15 protein-coding genes are annotated in these 18,602 nt (G+C 70.3%); 5 read left to right on the forward strand and 10 right to left on the reverse strand.

The window, feature by feature from the left end; all coding sequences use genetic code 11:
* Position 1: 1 nt before the first annotated feature.
* From BT98_RS0111310 to BT98_RS0111330, 5 genes are all read right to left on the reverse strand, one after another.
* Complete coding sequence (locus BT98_RS0111310; protein ID WP_019463102.1) at positions 2-1,039, reverse strand: branched-chain amino acid ABC transporter permease; 1,038 nt, start codon at positions 1,037-1,039, stop codon at positions 2-4.
* A gap of 83 nt (positions 1,040-1,122) precedes the next feature.
* A complete protein-coding gene (locus tag BT98_RS0111315; RefSeq protein WP_019463101.1) occupies positions 1,123-2,286 on the reverse strand; it encodes an ABC transporter substrate-binding protein in 1,164 nt (387 codons plus the stop codon).
* A 177-nt stretch (positions 2,287-2,463) separates the two neighbouring features.
* The gene (locus tag BT98_RS0111320; protein ID WP_019463100.1) at positions 2,464-2,721 is read right to left on the reverse strand and encodes a hypothetical protein; all 258 of its coding nucleotides are present in this window, start codon (positions 2,719-2,721) and stop codon (positions 2,464-2,466) included.
* Positions 2,722-2,783: 62 nt separating this feature from the next.
* Positions 2,784-3,782, reverse strand: a complete 999-nt coding sequence (locus tag BT98_RS24115; protein ID WP_019463099.1) for a DNA/RNA non-specific endonuclease — start codon at positions 3,780-3,782, stop codon at positions 2,784-2,786.
* Positions 3,783-4,155: 373 nt separating this feature from the next.
* Complete coding sequence (locus BT98_RS0111330; RefSeq protein ID WP_019461105.1) at positions 4,156-5,103, reverse strand: MYG1 family protein; 948 nt, start codon at positions 5,101-5,103, stop codon at positions 4,156-4,158.
* Positions 5,104-5,461: 358 nt separating this feature from the next.
* On the opposite strand from BT98_RS0111330, the gene BT98_RS0111335 reads away from it, so the two are divergent.
* The 4 genes from BT98_RS0111335 (at position 5,462) to efeO (ending at position 10,760) form a co-directional block, all read left to right on the forward strand.
* Positions 5,462-6,538 carry a hypothetical protein gene (locus tag BT98_RS0111335; protein WP_019461106.1) on the forward strand — a complete coding sequence of 359 codons (1,077 nt, stop codon included), beginning with the start codon at positions 5,462-5,464 and terminating at the stop codon, positions 6,536-6,538.
* 161 nt (positions 6,539-6,699) lie between these two features.
* Complete coding sequence (efeU, locus tag BT98_RS27610; RefSeq protein WP_019461107.1) at positions 6,700-8,562, forward strand: iron uptake transporter permease EfeU; 1,863 nt, start codon at positions 6,700-6,702, stop codon at positions 8,560-8,562.
* A gap of 33 nt (positions 8,563-8,595) precedes the next feature.
* Positions 8,596-9,855 carry an iron uptake transporter deferrochelatase/peroxidase subunit gene (gene efeB, locus BT98_RS0111345; protein ID WP_019461108.1) on the forward strand — a complete coding sequence of 420 codons (1,260 nt, stop codon included), beginning with the start codon at positions 8,596-8,598 and terminating at the stop codon, positions 9,853-9,855.
* Positions 9,856-9,896: 41 nt separating this feature from the next.
* The gene (efeO, locus tag BT98_RS0111350; RefSeq protein ID WP_019461109.1) at positions 9,897-10,760 is read left to right on the forward strand and encodes an iron uptake system protein EfeO; all 864 of its coding nucleotides are present in this window, start codon (positions 9,897-9,899) and stop codon (positions 10,758-10,760) included.
* Between the two features lie 192 nt (positions 10,761-10,952).
* On the opposite strand, the gene BT98_RS0111355 is transcribed toward efeO, so the two are convergent.
* From BT98_RS0111355 to hemE, 4 genes are read right to left on the reverse strand one after another with little or no spacing between them, the layout of a single operon-like run.
* Positions 10,953-11,945: a hydroxyacid dehydrogenase gene (locus BT98_RS0111355; RefSeq protein ID WP_019461110.1), complete on the reverse strand. Its 993-nt coding sequence runs from the start codon at positions 11,943-11,945 to the stop codon at positions 10,953-10,955.
* Positions 11,946-11,952: 7 nt separating this feature from the next.
* Positions 11,953-12,987 carry a trypsin-like peptidase domain-containing protein gene (locus tag BT98_RS0111360; protein WP_037250599.1) on the reverse strand — a complete coding sequence of 345 codons (1,035 nt, stop codon included), beginning with the start codon at positions 12,985-12,987 and terminating at the stop codon, positions 11,953-11,955.
* Between the two features lie 34 nt (positions 12,988-13,021).
* Positions 13,022-14,728: a DUF4118 domain-containing protein gene (locus BT98_RS24125; protein WP_019461112.1), complete on the reverse strand. Its 1,707-nt coding sequence runs from the start codon at positions 14,726-14,728 to the stop codon at positions 13,022-13,024.
* Positions 14,728-15,777: a uroporphyrinogen decarboxylase gene (hemE, locus tag BT98_RS0111370; RefSeq protein WP_019461113.1), complete on the reverse strand. Its 1,050-nt coding sequence runs from the start codon at positions 15,775-15,777 to the stop codon at positions 14,728-14,730. The genes BT98_RS24125 and hemE overlap by 1 nt, the downstream gene beginning before the upstream one ends.
* 315 nt (positions 15,778-16,092) lie before the next feature.
* Here hemE and BT98_RS0111375 point away from each other — a divergent pair, with 315 nt between their 5' ends.
* On the forward strand, positions 16,093-16,992 hold the full coding sequence (locus BT98_RS0111375; RefSeq protein ID WP_051004831.1) for a pyruvate, water dikinase regulatory protein: 900 nt from the start codon (positions 16,093-16,095) through the stop codon (positions 16,990-16,992).
* 356 nt (positions 16,993-17,348) lie between these two features.
* Here BT98_RS0111375 and metX read toward each other — a convergent pair whose 3' ends face one another.
* Positions 17,349-18,503 carry a homoserine O-acetyltransferase MetX gene (gene metX, locus BT98_RS0111380; protein WP_026033184.1) on the reverse strand — a complete coding sequence of 385 codons (1,155 nt, stop codon included), beginning with the start codon at positions 18,501-18,503 and terminating at the stop codon, positions 17,349-17,351.
* Positions 18,504-18,602 lie beyond the last annotated feature (99 nt).

Here is an 18,602-nt window from a genome sequence, read left to right on the forward strand (position 1 = left end):
CTCAGTGCTCCTCGTCCAGGCTCTGCGGCATGCGCCAGGAACGCCAGAGCAGCACGGGGATGATGATCATGAAGACCAGCACCTCCTTGAAGGCGCTGGCCTGGAAGCTGGCGAAGCTTTCCACCAGCCCGATCAGCAGCGCCCCCGCCGCGGCGAGGGGATAGCTGGCCAGCCCGCCGACGATGGCGGCGACGAAGCCCTTGAGCCCGATCAGGAAGCCGGTGTCGTAGTAGATCGTGGTGAGTGCCGAGACCAGGATGCCGCTCACCGTGCCGATCGCGGCGGCGAGGCCCAGGGCGGTGCGGCCGCAGAGATCGGGCGAGATCGCCACCAGCCGGGCGCCGAGCGGGTTCACCGCCGTGGCGCGCAGCGCCTTGCCCAGCAGGCTCTGCTCGAAGAACAGGAACAGCGCCGCGATCAGCAGCAGCGTCATCAGCACCACGGCGATGGACTGGCCGGAAACCAGGAGCGGCCCGATCTCGATCACCGCGTCGGACAGCGCCTCGGTGCGGAAGCCCTCGGCGCCGAAGAAGACCAGGCCGAGCCCGGTGAGCGCCAGGTGCAGGGCGACGGAAACGATCAGCAGCACCAGCACGCTGGCCTGGATCATCGGGCGATAGACGATGTCGTAGAGGAAGACGCCCATCGGCACGACGATCAGCAATGTCAGCGCCACCATCGCCAGCGGCGGCGCGCCCAGCGCGAGGGCGGCGCGCCCCAGCCCCCAGGCCAGCAGCGGCAGCAGCACGGGCATGGCGAGGCGCCGCGCCTGCTGCGCCGGGGGCAGGCCGCGCCCGGTCCAGAGCCGCAGCAGGGCGGTGGCGAGGCCCAGCAGCATCAGCAGCCAGACCGTGCCCGGCATCTGCCCGGCCTCCAGCACCGCGAGCGTCAGCGCCCCGAAGCTCACGAATTCCCCGATCGGCACGAAGACGATGCGCGTCACGGTGAAGACGATCACCAGGGAAAGGGCGATCAGCGCGTAGATGGCGCCGCTCACGACCCCGTCCTGCAGCAGCACCAGGAGGATGGAGAGATCCACGACCGTGTTCCGTCAGAGGGAGGACCGGCCCTTCCCCGCCCATTTGGGCCATGCCCGGCGGGGCAGGGAAGGGCCGCGTGCCGCTACTGCGGCAGGAGCTTCCAGGTGCCGTTCTGGATGGTGACCATCACGCGCGAGGGCTCGCCCTGGCCGACATGGTCGGTCGGCGACATGGTCGCGGTGCCGTTCACGTAGACGACGCCCTTCAGCCCCTCCAGCGCATCGCGCAGCGCGGCGCGGAACTCGGGCGTGCCGGGCTTCGCCTTGTCGGCGGCGACGGGGATGGCGTGGCTCAGCAGGATGCCGGCATCATAGGCGTGCGCGCCGAAGGTGGAGACGCTGCCCTTGCCGTTCTCCGCCTCGTAGGCGTCGCGGTACTTGCGCGCCGTTTCGCGCGAGGGATGGCTGTCGGGGAGCTGGTCCACCACCACCACCGGGCCGACGGGGAGGATCTCGCCCTCCACATCCTTGCCGCCCACGCGCAGGAAGTCGGCATTGGCCACGCCATGCGTCTGGTACACCGCGCCGCGGAAGCCGCGCTCCTTCAGCCCGCGCGCCGGCAGCGCCGCCGGCGTGCCCGCGGCGATGATGAAGACGGCGTCCGGCTTCGCGGAGACCACCTTGAGCACCTGCCCGGTGACGCTGGTGTCGGAGCGGGCATAGCGTTCCTCCGCCACGACGCGGATCTTCCGCTCCTCCAGCAGGGGCTTCATCACGCCCATCCAGCCATCGCCGTAGGAATCGCTGAAGGCCACCACGCCCAGCGTCTTCACCCCCGCCTTGGCCATGTGGTCGGCCACGGCCTGGGCCATCAGCGCATCGTTCTGCGCGGTCTTGAAGACCCAGCGGCGCCGCTCATCCACCGGGGAGACGATGGCGGAGGAGCCGGCGAGCGAGATCATCGGCACCTTCTGCTCCGCCGCGACCTCGACCATGGCTATGGAGGCCGGGGTGACGCTGGAGCCTACCACCGCATCCACCCGGTTCTCGGCGATCAGCTTGCGCATGTTGGCGACCGCGCGGGTGGTGTCGGACCCGTCGTCGAGGATGATCCATTCCACCGGCTGGCCGCCGAACTCCTTGGGCAGCAGGCGCACCGACTTGCCCTCGGGGATGCCCAGCGAGGCACCCGGCCCTGTCTCCGACAGGGTGACGCCGATGCGGACGGGATCGGCCGCCGAGGCGGGCGAGGCAGCGGAAAGGGAAGCTCCGAGCACCAGCGCGAGGCCGGCGGCATATTTCCACATCGTTTACGCTCCCTGTGGCCGGGATTCTCTGGTCCCGTGCCTCGTCATTCCCGTCCCTACGCCGGACCCGGCCCTGACGGAAGCAGGCAGCGGCGGAACGGTGATCGGAGAAAAGAATTGACCAACCAGCCGGTCAAATCAACCTTTTCCATGGGTCCGGCAGGGCCGGTCCGGCGATCAGGCGAAGGGGTTCTTCGTTTCGTCCACATTCCCCCCGGTGGCGACCTTGTCCGGGAGCTTCTCCGCCTCGCTCTCCAGCACCGCCAGGGCGGCGGAAAGCAGCGCGTGCAGTTCCTTCGCCAGGGCCAGCCCCTGCTTGTCCCGGGTCAGGTCCAGGCTGCCATAGAGGGCGATGCGGTCCTGGCCGTTCTCGACCTTCAGGCCGCCGATCTCGGCGGCGGCGGCATCGTCGGCGAAGGGCTTGAGCTTCGTCATGCGGCAACTCCTTTCAGCGGCACGGGCGGGTGTTCCCGGTGGCCCGCCGGCGCGGCCGGCCATCAGCGGCGTCCCAGCACGCGGACCAGCAGCAGGATGACCACCACGGCCACCACCGCCGCGATGACCAGCGCCATGCGGCTGCCCATGATGCCTGGGCCGGCCGGTGATGCCACGGACGTGTCGCGGCGGGCGACGCTGCGGTTCGATGCCGTGCCGCTGCTCGCCACCTGTCCGCCGGTCTGGCCTTCGCAACTGCCGCGGATGTTGTTCGGCGTCGGCTCCGGCAGAGCCATGGCCCGAGCGCGGATCGCGGGGGCGAGGGAGGGGAAGGCGTTGATCCCGGCGATGTCGCGCAACTCGTCCAGCGACACGGCCCGCCAGGACAGGCCCGGCCCGTTCGGCGCCAGATAGGCCCCGGCCACCCCCCGATCCGGCAGGTAGATGGCCTTGTAGAGCGAGGTCGGCACCAGCACGCGGCGGTTCAGGCGGCGCAGGTTCTCACCCTGGAAGACCGGTCCGGTCACCACCCAGACCTCGCCATCCTCCGTGGCAAGGTCGCGCACCGTGCTCTCGACCCCCTCCCAGAGACAGCGATTCGATTCCGGCGCCTGGGGCACGATATTGGCCAGCGAGAAGCTCTCATGCTGCGAGCTGGGCGTGGCCATGTCGCCCGAGGGTGCCATATGCCCCCTGTCGAAGCCGGAGCGTGCGTAATCCGACAGCCGCGACCGCTGCTCTTCCGGCAACTGGTCCTCGGCATGGAAGGCGTCGTCGCGTGGCACCCGGCGCGCCTGCTGGATGCGGTCGCGGGTCAGATGTTCGGACACCGCCAGCGGCGTGCGCGAGACGCCGCTGTAGAGGACGGCGAAACCCTCGAAACAGAGGCGGCTGGTGTCCCGCTCCAGCGCCGGGCGCGTGACCGACGGCGCGACGCCATCGGGGTGATGCCGCGTACAGGCCTCGGATGCATGGGCAGATGGCGCGCCAAGCAGCAGCACCAGCGCAGGCAGAAGAATCAGGACCAGGGGGCGCCAGCGGCGGATCACGGGACGGGACATGATGCATCCACTCCCATGTTCAACGCGCCCTGAACAGACGGCAGCACCGCCTTCCAGCCGGCCGGAAGCGTGCCGCTGTTTCCCGTGAAACCACCCGGTGCTCCCTGGCGGGATATGGATGATCAGGCCGGGGCCAGAGGGGCTCCGCCCCTCTGGACACCCCGCCAAGGGACGTTAGTCCCTTGGAACCCTGTGAGCGCTCCGCGAGGAGGGGGGGCAGGACACCGGTCGCCGGATGGCATACCGGCGGAACAACCCCCTCCTCGCGGAGCGCTCATGGCGGGGTCTCGGGGGGATACCATCCTCTGAGCTACCCCTCCTTCAGCAAAGGGTCCGGGAGGCAGAGCCTCCCGGAGCGCCACGCCTGATCCGTTCAGACATCCGGCATCCCGAGGGCCACGGCGCGGCGGGCCATGGCGAGGGCGCCGGGGCGGGAGCGGGCGGCGCCGATGAAGCGGCGCAGGTGGACGAAGACGGCATCAGGCACGCCTGAGGCTTCGGCGAGGTCCTTGTCCTGCAACCCGGCCCAGGCCTCGGGTAGGGGCAGGCGCTGGGCGAAGGATTTCGGCTCCGGCGGCATGGTGTCCACCATCCAGTTGCCGTTGTTCACCGGATAGATGGCGTAGAGCACCGGCAGGTCGTGGTGGAAGACGGCGCTCTTCCAGGGCATGCGGCGGTCGAGTTCCAGGATGCGCCGGTCGGTGGAGGCCGCGTGCGCCGCCACGACCTGGGCATCGGCGGCGAGGCGGGCGCGCTGGGCCTCGACCCGGCGGCGCAGCACTGCCTCGACCAGGGCGACGGCCTCCAGGAAGGCGGCGTCCTCGGCACCCTGGTCCTCCGCGCCCGGCGTGTCCCAGGCCGGGTTGCAGTCGCTCACCAGGCTGGCGAGGTCCATGCTGCCGCGCGAGGTGGCGACGCCGTTGTCCACCTCGTCGATGAAGCGGACCATGGAAGCATCGAGATCCGCCGTGATGGCCTTGGCGAAGCCGGAATCCTCCGGCCGCAACAGGGCGCGCACCGCCGCCTCACCATGGGTCTGCCAGACCAGCCCGGCGGAGCTGAAGGGCGTGCCGTCCGGCCGCACCGGGGCACCGCGCTGGTGGTGGTCGAACCGCTGCGCCGCCGTGTCATAGACCAGCCCCACATCCCAGACCACGTCGCCTTCGGCGATGCGGCCCGCATCGCGGGTGCGCAACAGGACATGGTCGTGGCCCGGAGCATGCAGCCCCAGCGCGAGGCGCAGCGCGACATAGGCGAAGGCCTCGTCGCAATGGAAGCTGCCACTATGGGTGACGAGAAGGGGGAGGCGGGGTTCGGACATGCCGGCTCTGTAGCCGTCCCTGGCCAAGGGCGGCAGGGGCGATCCGTCTTTCCGGCCATGATGGAACGGCACCCCGCTTCCCGGGATACGGGGAATTCCTGGGACACGGCGTGCAGGCTGGCCCCCTCCGCCGGCCCTGGATGGGGTCTGGAGAAGGCCCTGGGAGCTTGCCTGTGGTTCATCGCGGGAAAGTGACACGCGTTCCAAACGGTGGACGTGTCGCTTTCCGAGGATTTCCCTGCCTTCTTTCAGGTTCGCATGAATTTTATTACATAGTATAAATATTGATATAAATCTCGGACGTCGTATATCAGTAGGCAGTTCCTAAGCCAAAAGGCTTCAACCAGGGGTTGCCACAATGGGTTTCGTCCAGAGCCCGCGCCATGCCTTTCCGAACGCGGATTTCAGCCCCGCCCCCAACGGTGCCGCAGAGGCCGGCATTTCCCGCCCCTGGGGTCATGGCCGGATCCACCGGTGGCTGGACAAGGCACGGCAGCACGGCCTGAGCCTGCCTTCCAACCTCGCCGCCCGCGCGTTGCGCCTGCCCTGGTCCGACCGCCTCGTGGGCGATGCGCAGGCCAGGGTGCGTGCCGCTCATCTCCCCGAGCTTCCCGCGCTTTCCGCAGCGGACGCGGCCCTTCTCCGAGCCCTCCTGCGGGACGGCGTCTGCGTCACCTCACTGGAGGAACTGGGCCTGCCAGGCACGGCTGCGATGCTGGCCAGCGCCACATCCCTGACCGACCGGCTCGCGGCACGGCGCCGCCAGCCGGAACACGCACACCGCCATACCGTCACCGCGACGGCGCAGGACCTGCTGGATTTCCCGGCCATCCTGGAATGGGGACTCGGCACGCGCCTGCTGGACTTGGTGGAGAACTACCTGGGCCTCCCGGTGGCCTATGACGGGCCGGACCACTTCTACAGCCCCGCCGATGGGCGCGAGGCCGGGCCGCGCATCTGGCACCGCGACCGCGAGGACCGGCGCATGCTGAAGATCGCTGTCTACATCAGCGATGTCGGCCCCCAGGACGGCCCCTTCGAGATCGTCCACCCCGATTTCCGCGAGCGCCTGGGTGGCCCCAGGCAGGCCGCCATCCTGCCCCAGGCGGAGCTGGAGCGCCGTATCGGCCCGGAAGGGATGGAGAAGGCGATCCGCACCTGCACCGGCCGCCGCGGCACGGTGGTGATCGCGGAGACGGCGGAGAACTACCATCGCGGCCGCCCGCCGGTGCGCAGCGACCGTTCGGCGCTCTACTACGGCTACTTCTCGCGCTTCACGCCGACACCTTTCTTCTGCGAGCGTTCGCCGCTCACCCGGGCGCAGATCGCGCGGATCGCTTCCGGCCTGCCGGAGCGCCAGCACGACGCGCTGCTGTGGCGCCGCTTCCTGCCCGCCTGGAAGCGGGTCGTTCCGACCAACCGCATCCGGGTCTGAGATCCGGTGCCGGCGGCCCGCGGAGATTAAAATGCGTACATGATAATGAATTGCATTCTTATCATGGCATAATCCGGCGCAACCGAGCCTGACAGGCCCTATGCGAGGTACCTGCCGCGCCGGATAACTGATGCCATTCCGCCGGGCTCGACTGCACCATCATGCTTGTTCCATTCCTCATCATGTTCCGGGAAGGGCTGGAAGCCGCCCTGATCATCGGCCTCGTCGCCGGCTATCTCGGCCGTACGGGGCGGCGGGAATGGCTGCCCCTGGTCTGGCTCGGCATCGGGGCAGGGGTGCTGGTCAGCCTGGGAGCGGGCCTGGCGCTGGAGTTGCTGAGCGCCGAGTTCCCGCAGCGCGGTCAGGAGATCTTCGAGGCCGTGGTGGGCCTGGCCGCCGTCGGCATGCTCACCGCCATGGTCTTCTGGATGAGGCGGGCCGCCCGTTCGGTGAAGGCGGAGATGCAGGATCGCATCGACGCCGCGCTGATGGGGGAAAGGCGTGGCTTCGCTTTGCTGGCCATGGTCTTCCTGGCCGTGGCACGGGAAGGGCTGGAGGCAGCGGTCTTCCTGCTCGCCGTCATGCGGCAGAGCCCCGGCCCGGCCGCGCCCCTCGGCGCCCTGGCCGGGCTGCTGCTCGCCGTCGCGGTGGGCGTCGCCATCACCTGGGGCGGACTGCGGCTCGACCTGCGGCGCTTCTTCCGCTGGAGCGGCGTGCTGATCCTGCTGGTGGCGGCCGGGCTCCTGGCGGGCTCGCTGCGCGCGCTGCACGAGGCCGGGCTGTGGAACGGCCTCCAGGCGACGGTCTTCGACCTGAGCGACATCCTGCCCGCCGATGGCGTGGCAGGGTCGGTGCTGGCCGGTCTGCTCGGCTACAGCGACCGCCCGGCCCTGGGAGAGGTGCTGGTCTATCTGGTCTTCCTCGCTGTCACCCTGCCGCTCTTCCTGAGGCCCATGGCCGGTGCTCCCGCCATTCCCTCGCCTGCGCGGCAGGCCGTGCCGGCTGGCGTGGCCCCGGCGCCGCCACGGCTGAAGCCCGTGCTGGGCCTCATGGCCCTGCTGGCCCTGGCGGTGCTGGTCCTCGGCGCCGCCTCGCTGCGGCTGGAACGCCGCGAGGCCGGGGCAGGGGAGGCGCACAGCATCACCGTGGCCATCACGGAGCGGGGCTGCGAGCCCGGCGAGTTCAGCATTCCCGCCGGACGCACTGCCTTCCGCATCGTCAACCGCAGCGACCGTGCCCTGGAATGGGAGATCCTGGACGGCGTGATGGTGTTGGAGGAGCGGGAGAACATCGCTCCCGGGCTCACCCAGGGGCTGACGGCGCGGCTGGAGCCGGGCACCTATGCCATCACCTGCGGCCGCCTCAGCAATCCGCGCGGCCGGCTGACCGCGCTGCCCGCCGCGGCCAGCGCACCCTGGCGCCCGGAGCCCCGCGACCTGCTCGCCCCCATGGCCGAGTACAAGGTCCATGTCACCCTCCAGGTCATGGCCATGCAGGAGGCTGTGGAGGACCTGGGCGAGGCGCTGGACAAGGGCGACACGGCGCAGGCCGGGCGGCTGATCGCCGAGGCAGGCCAGGCCCGCGACCAGCTCCTGTCGGCCCTCCAGCTTCTGCCCGAGGCCCGGGAAGCTCTGGCCTCGGTGTCGAGCGGGCTTGCCCGGCTGACGGCCTCACTGCCGGTTGCCGGATCGGGTGGCGCCGATGTCCCACGTGAAACACTGGCGCGCTTGCGAGCGGATAGCGAGGCCCTCTCCGCACGGATCGGCGACGCCCGCATCACGCCCGCGTCCATGGCGGCGGGAGCATCACGGTCGCTGCGCGGTCCGGACGCCATCACACCCGCCTCGCTGGATGGTGTCGGGCGCGTCGTTTCCCTGCTGCGGCCGCTCGCCATCCGGCTGGACCCGGAGCTACAGGCCAGCCTCGACCGCTCGCTTGCCGAGGCGGGGAAGGGGAACCGGAGCGCCTTTCCCATTCTGGCCGCAGATCTCGAAAGGCTGGGCCGGCAGCTGGAGACCGACTGAGATGCAGTTTCACGCAGACCGGATGGGACCGGCATGACACGGAATTCCTGCCCCTTTGCCGCCGGGCGGCGCGGCCTGCTTCTGGGGCTGGCGGGCGGTGCCGGGCTCGCGACCACGGCTGTCGCGGCACCGCTGATGCAGGAGCCGCCCGGGCGCGACGCGGCCGAGGCACGGCAGGCCGTCGGCTTCCACGGGTCGCACCAGCCGGGCATCCTCAACCCGCCGCCTGCCGCCGGCATGGTTGCCGCCTTCGACGTGCTCGCACCCGACCGCGCCGGGCTGGAGCGCCTTTTCCGCCTGCTGACGGGACGGATCGCCTTCCTGATGGCAGGCGGCATGCCGCCCGAGGCCGACCCACGCTTTCCGCCGGCGGATTCCGGAATCCTGGGACCGGAGATCGTTCCGGATGGGCTGACCGTCACCGTGGCGCTGGGTGCCTCGCTCTTCGACGGCCGCTATGGCCTCGCCGCGCGGAAGCCCGTGCATCTGGAGGTCATGCGGCGCTTCCCCAATGACGCGCTGGAACGCGATTGGTGCCATGGCGACCTGCTCCTGCAGGTCTGCGCCAACACGCCGCAGAGTACGATCCACGCCCTGCGCGACATCATCAAGGCGGCGCCCGACCTGCTGCGCCTGCGTTGGAGGCTCGACGGCACGCTGCCGCCCGCCAGCGGTGGCCAGGCCCCACGCCAGACGCCGCGCAACCTGCTGGGTTTCAAGGACGGCACCGCCAACCTCGATCCCACCGACCCCGCCCTCATGGAGCGCCATATCTGGGTGGGGCCGGAGGATGGCGAGCCTGCCTGGGCGCGGGGCGGCAGCTACCAGGTGGTGCGGATCATCCGGAACTTCGTGGAGCGCTGGGACCGCACCCCCTTGCAGGAACAGCAGCAGATCTTCGGCCGCGACAAGCGGGAGGGCGCGCCACTCGGCCTGGAGCGGGAGCATGACATCCCCGACTACGCCGCAGATGCCGAGGGGAAGCGCATCCCCCTCGATGCCCATATCCGGCTGGCCAATCCGCGCACGCCGGAAACCGCCGACAGCCTGATCCTGCGCCGGCCCTTCAACTATGACCGGGGGGTCACGCGCGCCGGGCAGCTCGACATGGGGCTGCTCTTCATCTGCTTCCAGCGCAACCTCAGGCGCGGCTTCATCGCCGTGCAGGAACGCCTGAACGGCGAGCCGTTGGAGGAATACATCAAGCCCACCGGCGGCGGCTATTTCTTCGCCCTGCCCGGCGTGCCGGACCCCGGCCGGTATCTCGGCCAGGGGCTGATCGAAGCTGCCTGACGCCGCCATCCATCCCCCGCTCAACCGAGGAATTCCGGACCATGCCGCCCATCGCCGTTCCCACCCGGCGCCGCCTCCTTGCCACCGCCATGGCGCTGGCCCTGCCCCTGGCCCTGCCGGGCCTGTCGCACGCCGCCCGGGCAGCCCCGCCGGCCTCGCCGCTCGACCTCGCCGAGCCGATCGCGCAGTACAAGATCTATGTGCTGGGCGAGGTGCGGCAGCTCATCCGCCAGACACGCAGCTTCACCGAGGCGATCAAGGCCGGGGACCTCGCCAAGGCCCGCGCCCTCTATGCGCCGGCCCGCGCGCATTACGAGCGCATCGAGCCGATCGCGGAGCTTTTCGACGACCTCGACAAGAGCATCGATTCCCGTGCCGACGACCATGACGAGGGCGAGAAGGACACGGGCTTCACCGGCTTCCACCGCCTGGAGTACGGCCTCTTCGCGAAGAACTCGACCGAGGGGCTGGCGCCCTTCGCCGACAAGCTGCTCGCCGATGTGCAGGAGCTGGAAACCCGCATCCGCGGCCTGACCACCCCGCCCGAGAAAGTGGTGGGCGGCGCCGCTGCGCTGATCGAGGAGGTCGCGGCCACCAAGATTTCCGGCGAGGAGGACCGCTACAGCGGCACGGACCTGTGGGACTTCAACGCCAATGTCGAAGGCGCCCGCAAGATCGTGGAGCTGCTGACGCCGCAGCTGAAGAAGGCCGACCCCGCCCTGCTGTCCAAGGTCGATGCCAACTTCACGCAGGTGGAAGCCATCCTCGCCAAGTACCGCACCAAGGATGGCGGCTTCGATAACTACGAGAAACTCACCCCCGCCGACCGCAACGCCCTCCAGGCCCCCATCACCACCCTGGCCGAGGACCTGTCCCGCCTTCGCGGCACGCTCGGGCTGGGGTGATCGGAGCTGGGAACCGGGGGGCGCTGCCTCCCGGACCCTTTGCTGAAGGAGGGGGCTTCGACCGCCGTCATACCATCCGGCGACCGGCTCCTGTTCCCCCTCCTCGCGGAGCGCTCACAGGGTGCCAAGGGACTGATGTCCCTTGGCGGGGTGTCCAGAGGGGCAGAGCCCCTCTGGCCCCGGTCCGATCATTCAGCCCGCGACCGCCAGGGCCGGGCGGCGTTGCAGGGCCTCGGGGTTGACGATGACGTCGGCGGGCAGGCGGTCGTGGAAGCAGTCGAGCACGCTCTGGGCGGCCGAGAGGGCCATGCGGCGGGTGCCTTCGTGGCTGCTGGCGGCGGTGTGGGGCGAGAAGATGCAGTTCGGCGCGTCCAGCAACGGGTTGGTGGCCGAGACGGGCTCGTCGTAGAGCACGTCGATGCCGGCCATGGCGACCTGGCCGCTGCGCAGGGCCTCGGCCAGGGCCGCTTCCTCCACCAGCTTGCCGCGCGCGGCGTTGATGAAGAAGGCGCCGCGCTTCATGGCGCCAAGGAAATCCGCATTCACCAGGCCCCGCGTCTCGGCGGAGGAAGGGCAGTGCAGCGTGACGATATCCGCCACGGCCAGCCCGTCGCGGAGGTCCACCACCGCCTCGTAGCCGGAGCCCCGGATGGTGCCGACGGGGATGAAGGGATCGTAGACCAGCACGTTCAGGCCGAAGGCGGCGCAGAGCCGCGCCACGCGGGTGCCGATGCGGCCGAAGCCCAGGATCAGCACGGTGCGCCCGGCGATGTCATGCGTCGGCAGTTCCGGCACCACGCCCCAGTTCAGGTCGCGCACCCGGGCATCGTACTGCACGGTGCGGCGGGCGCAGGCGAGCATGAGCATCAGCGTATGCTCGGCCACGCTGCCGGCATTGGCCTCCGGCGTGATGGTGACCACCACGCCGCGCTGGGTCATGCCGGGGATGTCGATCAGGTCGTAGCCCACGCCGTGGCGGGCCACGATCCGCAGCCCCGGCGCCTGCGCCGCCATGGCCCCGTCGACCACGTTGGTGCGGACGATGATGCCGTTGGCCCGCGGCAGCGCCGCGTCCATGGCTTCCTTCGTCAGCTTGTGGACGACCTCCACGGTCACGCCCGGCGCCGCTTCCAGCAGCGCGATGGCATCGTCGTGGATGGGACGCATGATCAGCACATGGGGCATCTTGCCTCTAGCCTTTCTCGCAGCGGATGAAGACGGTGGAACGGTTGGCGATCTCGCCCACATCCGCGACGCCGCGGTCGGGGCCACCCTCGCCGCGCAGGGGCTCGATGCCGGAAGCCTGGAGGAAGGCGGCCGCCCGCTCCCCCTTCACGGCGAAGTTGATGTTCTGCGCGATGTCGCCGGTGCGCTTGGCCACGACCTCGGCGTTCAGCTTGGAGACGACGACGCCCAGCAGCTCGCCCCGCATGTCCAGCAGCGGCCCGCCGGAATTGCCCGGCTGCACCGGCGCGCTGATCTGGAACTGGTTCGGGTCGTTGCCCAGGCCGTTCAGCCCGTTGACCTCGCCGCGCGTGAGCTTGGGGTCGGAGGACAGCAGGCCGGTCAGCGGGAAGCCGTAGGCGACGACGCCATCCCCCCGCCGCACCGGCTCGGTGCGGAAGCGGATGGGGGGACCGTCCAGCCCCGGCACGGCGATCAGCGCGAGGTCCAGCTTCGCATCCACCTTGGCTGGCGGCACCGCGGCGAAGTTGCGGCCGTCGGGGGCGCGCACCAGCACGCGGTCGCAGCCGTTGATGACGTGGCGGTTGGTCATCACCCGCTCCCGTGCCACCAGGAAGCCCGTGCCGGAGGAGGCCCGTGCGCCGGGTTTGGGCTGTGCCTCGGGTGGGGTCGGGGCGGCGGGCCTGGCGAGGCCGGACAGGGTGACGGTGCGGTCGCCGGCGCAGATGTCCTGGCCGCGCTGGACCGCTTCCCGGCCATCGGGCGCCACCAGCCGGATGTCGAAGCGGCAGCCCGCAGCGGCGGCAGGGCGCAGCGTATAGGCGGCCTCGGGTGCCAGGGGCCCCTTCAGCAGGTTGCCGCCCCAGTCGGGACGGCCGGAGCGGACGGCGAAGAGCTGCGTGGCCTCCGCGCCGGTGCGGTTGACGATGCGGAAGGGAGAGCCGGCCTCGGCCGGGGCCGCCGGCTGGGAACCCGTCTGGGCATTGGCGGGGGACAGGAGGAGGGCCAGTCCCGCCAGGGAAAGGAGCAGGGTGTTTCGCATGGCGACGAGGATGTCATCCACACCGCCCGGACGGTCAATCGGCTGTCGTGGCAGAGAAATCCCCATTGGGGGGAGTTTCCCGCAATGCGTCATTCAAGACAATAGAAACAACCCTGAGTAGTTCATCACGGCCGAAAGGCTTCCGGAGGAAGGGGAAGCCCGTGCCCTCCACGTCACGGTCCTGGAGGCCCGACATCAGCAGCACCCGGGCTCCGGGACAGCGGCCGCAGAGATAGCGCCCCAGCTCGGTCCCGCTGACGCCGCCGGGCAGGGCCATATCGGTCAGCAGCAGGTCGGGGAGAAAGGAGCGCAGGGCTTCCAGCGCCCCGGCGCCATCGGCCACGGCCCGTACCCGCCACCCGGCCTCGTGCAGGGTTTCCTCCATCATCCGGCGCAGGTCGGACTGGTCCTCGACCAGCAGGACGGTGCGCCCGCCGCGCATGGGCTGGAGGGATGCGGCAGGCACCTGTTCCCCAGCTGGGGCCGGGCCGGCCTCGCCCGGTCCGGACGGAGGTTCCGCTGTCTCCGTTCCGTCCGCCCACGGCAGGTAGAGGGTCAGGCTGGTGCCGCGCCCGGGCAGGCTTTCGATGGTGATCGACCCGCCCGACTGGCGCACGAAGCCATAGGCCTGCGCCAGCCCGAGGCCGCTGCCGCTTCCGACCGGCCTGGTCGTGAAGAAGGGCTCGAAGGCATGGGCGAGGGTCGTCTCGTCCATGCCATGCCCCGTATCCGTCACCTGCAGCGCCACGTAGTTGCCGGGCTCCAGCCGGAGCTCCCGTGCCTGCGGCGCGGCGAGCGGCAGGTTGGCGGCCCGCAGGCGCAGAGTGCCGCCCTCCGGCATGGCGTCGCGGGCATTGATGGCGAGGTTCAGGATCGCGCTCTCGAACTGCGCCGGGTCGGTCCGCACCATCCAGAGTCCGGGTGCCGCCTCCGCCGTCACGGCGATGGTATCGCCGATGGTGCGGGCGATCAGTTCCCGCAGCGCCGGCAGGACCTGTGCCATGTCGAGGGAACGCGGCTGCAGCACCTGCCGGCGCGAGAAGGCCAGGAGCTGCCGCGTCAGATCCGCCCCGCGCTCGGCCGCCCGGCGGGCCAGGCGGGCCATGCCGCGCAGCCGCTCGTCGGGCGTCGCGGCGATGATCCGGTCCGCCTGTCCGATCACCACGGTCAGCAGGTTGTTGAAGTCGTGCGCGATCCCGCCGGTCAGCCGGCCCAGGGACTCCATGTGCCGCGCCTGGGCCAGAGCCTCCTCGGCACGCCGCCTGTCCTGCTGCTCGGCCTCCAGCGCCTGTGTCCGTTCCGCGACGCGGCGCTCCAGTTCCGCCGCCAGTGCCTCGGCCTTCCGCCGCGCCGCCTGCGCGGTCCTCAGGCTCTGGTGCAGCAGCTCTACGAGGATGCTGTTCAGCAGGGAAACAGCGAAGAACAGCACCAGCCCCAGCACGTGCTCGGTGTCCAGGATCCGGAAACTGCCCACCGGGTCCAGCAGGAAGAACCAGGATAGCAGGCAGGACAGCGCCGTGGCGGTCAGGCCGGGCCAGAAGCCGCCCATCATGGCGGCGATCAGCACCGCCGGCAGGAAGGTGACGAGCGGATAGCTGCCCGGCGTCATGACGCCGTTCAGCGCCAGCCGCAGCCCCAGCCCGGCCGCGACGAGCAGCAGGCTGGTGCCCCAGACCAGCAGGGGCCGGCCACGCCAGCGCTCCAGCACCCAGCGTTCCAGGACAAGGAGCCGTTCGGGCATCAGACGGCGGCGCGCACCATGCGCACCAGGGCGGCCACGTTCTCCGGCGGCGTCTGCGGCACGATCCCATGTCCGAGGTTGAAGACGAAGGGCCTGTTCCGCATCGCCGCCATCAGGGAGCGCGCCTCAGCCTCCAGCGCCGCCCCGCCCGCGACCAGGGCCTGCGGGTCGAGATTGCCTTGCAGCGCCAGCCCCGGCGGCAGGTTCGCCGCCGCCCAGCGCGGGTCCATGGCCGTGTCCATCCCGACCGCCTGCACTCCGGCCCGCGCGGCGTATTCCACCAGCATCGGCCCGGCCATGCGCGGAAAGCCGATGATCGGGAAGCCGGGCGGAAGCTGCTTGCGCAGGCGCCGCACCAGCTCGCCCGTCGGCTCGATCACCCAGCGGCGGAACTGCGAGGGCGGCAGCAGGCCGGCCCAGCTGTCGAAGAGCATGAGCGCCTCGGCCCCGGCCCGGACCTGGGCCAGCAGGTATTCCGCCGTCGCCTCGGTCAGGGTGCGGATGAGTCGCCCGAACAGCAGCGGATCGCCGAAGGCCATGCGGCGTGCATGGACGAACTCGCCGCCGCCGCGGCCCTCCACCATGTAGCAGGCGACCGTCCAGGGCGCCCCGGCGAAGCCGATCAGGGCGGTGCGCTGGTGCTGCACCGCCAGGGTGGCGCTGAGCAGCGCGACCGTCTCGAAGATGGGCCTCGCCCGCTCCAGGAAGCCTTCCGGCCGCAGCCCGGCGATCGCCTCGGCATCGCGCAGCGGTTCCAGCAGCGGGCCCTCGCCCTCGGCGAAGCGCAGCGGCTGCCCCAGCGCCCAGGGCACCATCAGGATATCGCTGAACAGGATGGCCGCGTCGAAGCCATAGCGCCGGAGCGGCTGGAGGGTCACCTCCGTCGCCAGTTCAGGGTTGGTGCAGAGACTCACGAAGTCCCCGGCCAGGGCCCGGACCTCCCGGTATTCGGGCAGGTAGCGGCCGGCCTGGCGCATCAGCCAGAGCGGAGGCGGCCAGACGGCTTCGCCAGCCAGGGCTCGGAGGAAGGGCTTGTCCGGCATGTCCATGGCTCCTTCTCACTCGAAAATAGGAGTCAGAGAAGAGATGAGGTGGTCTGTAGGGCCTGTGGATAAAGGGGATGCAGGGCGTCCACAGACTCACGGCGGAGTTTTCCACAGCCGCCGAGTCAGCGTGACTCGCCGAGTCAGGGCGAGTCGCTGACTCGGTCCCGGAGTCACACCACGCCTCTGACTCATTCGTCCTCCCCGGCATGGAATGTGACTCGCCATCCCCGACTCTCCCAGGGCATGAGTCGGAACGGAAAGTTTTCCACCGGATGCACCATCTTCCCCGCTTCCCTCCACCGCTTCACAGTGGGGTCCATGCCCACCCGCGCCATCAACCTGCACCTGGTTTCCGACAGCACCGGCGAGACGCTGGCCTCCATGGCCCGCGCCACCCTGGCACGCTTCGAGGACCCCCATTGCCTCCAGCACCGCTGGTTCCTGGTCCGGTCCCGCTTCCAGCTCGAACAGGTGCTGGAAGGCATCCAGGCCGAGCCCGGCCCGGTGCTCTTCACCATCGCCGACCGTTCCATCCGGCACAGCCTGGAGGAGTTCTGCGGTCGGCTGGGAGTGCGCAGCCTGTCCGTGCTGGACCAGACGCTGGAGCTCCTGCAGACGGAGATCGGCGAGCACGCGCGGGAGAAGCGGGCCGCCCAGCACGTGCTGGACGCGGATTATTTCCGCCGCATCGACGCGATGCACTACGTGCTGGCGCATGACGACGGGCAGGGCACGGCGGGCATCCACGAGGCCGATGTCTGCCTCGTGGGCGTTTCCCGCTCCTCCAAGACCCCGACCTGTTTCTACCTCGCCAACCGGGGCATCAAGGCCGCCAACGTTCCCATCGTCCCCGGCGCGCCCCTGCCGGAGGAGCTGGGCGACCCGCCCTGCCCGGTGATCGGCCTGACCATAGACGTGCATTCGCTGATCGAGATCCGACGCCACCGCCTCAAGCTGATCGGCGGCGCCGGGGTGCGGCAGGACAGCACGGACTATGTGGACCAGGAGGCGGTGAAGGCCGAGATCCTGGCGGCGCGCCGCCTCTGCACCTCGCGCGGCTGGCCGGTGATCGATGTTACCCGCCGCTCCATCGAGGAAACCGCCGCCACGGTGATGCAGCTCATGGAAGCCTGGCACACCCGCCGCGCCCGGGCCGCCGCCACGCCCCCCAAGCCGCAGGACCCGGCGGCGGAGGTCATGGGCCGGCCGGGAGGCTGAACCTCGGCCGGTTCGCCATGGGTTCCGGCGTCCTTCGGGGGCAAGGCTCCGCCTCGCCCCCAAACCCCCACTCCGCCAGGACACTGCGTGCCCTGGACCCGTTTTCGTTGGTTCTGTCTGACGCCGGTGTCACCAGCGCGGACACGGTGTCTTTTCCTCTTTTCGGGAGCCCCGCCGATCCACCTGCGCCAACGGATTGGGCGGAAGGCTCACCTTGCCACCCCGGGCCAACCCAAGGCGGGGTCTGGGGGAATACTATTCCCCCAGCGGTAGGGGTTCCGGGGGCAGGCGGAGCCTCCCCCGGGGGTCGCCACGGGTACAACGCCAAAGCCAGCAGGCGATGGCCGCCGGGCGTATCAGACGCCGAGCCGCTCCGCCGCGCCGCGGAGGAAGCCGCGCAGCGTGTGGCGGAACTCGGGCTCGTCCAGCAGGAAGGCGTCGTGGCCCTTGTCGGAGGCGATCTCCAGGAAGGAGACATTGGCCGCCGCCTTGTTCAGCGCCCGCACGATCTCGCGCGCTTCCTCGGTCGGGAAGAGCCAGTCGGAGGTGAAGGAGGTGAGCAGGAAGCGCGTCTGCGTGCCCTGGAAGGCGAGCGACAGGTCCCCGCCATGTTCCGCGGAAAGGTCGAAGTAGTCCATCGCCCGGGTGATGGTCAGGTAGGAATTGGCGTCGAAGCGGCGCACGAAGGTCGAACCCTGGTGTCGCAGGTAGCTTTCCACCTGGAACACGTCCTCCAGAAAGGTCAGCGCCTTGGCGCCCTGGAGGCGGCGGCCGAACTTCCGGGCCAGCGCGGCCTCGGACAGATAGGTGATGTGCGCCACCATGCGCGCCACGCTCAGGCCACGCGCCGGAATCCGGCCATCCTCCCAGTAGCGGCCGCCCTTCCAGTCCGGGTCGGAATGGATGGCGGCGCGGCCCACCTCGTCGAAGGCGATGTTCTGCGCCGAGTGGTGCGCGGCGGTGGCGATGGCCACGCAGGCGAAGACGCGCCCGGGGAAGGTCGCCGCCCATTCCAGCGCCTGCATCCCGCCCATCGAGCCGCCGACCACGGCGAGGAGGCGGGTGATCCCCAGATGCTCGACCAGCCTGGCCTGGGCCCGCACCATGTCGCGGATGGTGACGGCGGGAAAATCCGTGCCCCAGGGCCGGCCCAGCCTGCGCCCCTCAGCATCCGTCATCTCCTCGCGCGGGCCGGTGGAGCCCATGCAGCCGCCCAGCACATTGGCGCAGATGACGAAGAAGCGGTCCGTGTCGATCGCGTCGCCCGGCCCGACCACGCCTTTCCACCAGCCATCGCGGCCGGTCACCGGATGCGGCTCGGCCACATACTGGTCGCCGGTCAGGGCATGGCAGATCAGGATCGCGTTGGAAGCGTCGGCATTCAGCCGCCCATAGGTGCGATAGGCCACCGCCATGGGCGCGATGGTCATGCCGCAATCCAGCGCCAGCCCGTCCGCGAAGACGGCGCGCTGGTGTTCCACGCTCGGGAGAGGGGCCAGGGTGTCGCTCACGGCCGATGGATTAGACCAGATCGCCGGGCGGCGGAATGGATGCTCTCGCGCATCTCCGTCCCATGCGCCCCGGCGGTTTCCCTTGGCCGTTCCGCTCCA

Origin of the sequence: Roseomonas mucosa ATCC BAA-692 (genome assembly GCF_000622225.1) — a bacterium.
Taxonomy (GTDB): Bacteria; Pseudomonadota; Alphaproteobacteria; order Acetobacterales; family Acetobacteraceae; genus Roseomonas; species Roseomonas mucosa.